General features: G+C 76.7%; 1 protein-coding gene. It reads right to left on the bottom strand.

Annotated features, from left to right (window positions below):
* A partial coding sequence (locus ACFV4F_RS43495; protein WP_380511628.1) for a hypothetical protein occupies positions 1 to 145 on the bottom strand: 145 nt, incomplete at its 3' end.
* Positions 146 to 257: the final 112 nt, after the last annotated feature.

The following is a 257-nucleotide window of genomic DNA, read 5'->3' as shown; positions in this document are numbered from 1 at the left end:
GGCGGACCCGCGGGATGGGCGGGGGTTCCGTCCGCGCCGGACCGTCCGCGATCGCCCGGTGCAGCAGCAGCCGCAACCACGCGAGCGACGCGGCGAGGAACCGGCCGTTGGCGGCTTCCTTCTCCTCACCCGTCCCGCCGCTCACAGGACCGTCACCGCCTGGCTCGGGTCGAACACCGGCCGGGTGCCCGAGCGGTCGACCAGGAGGCTGTCCACGCCCGCGACCCGCAACCGCACCAGGTGCCGCCCGGGGACCG

Source organism: Kitasatospora sp. NPDC059722 (assembly GCF_042733235.1).
Lineage (GTDB): Bacteria > Actinomycetota > Actinomycetes > Streptomycetales > Streptomycetaceae > Kitasatospora.
The sequence above is the reverse complement of the archived record's forward strand: the minus strand, read 5'-3'. Positions and strand labels throughout refer to the sequence as shown.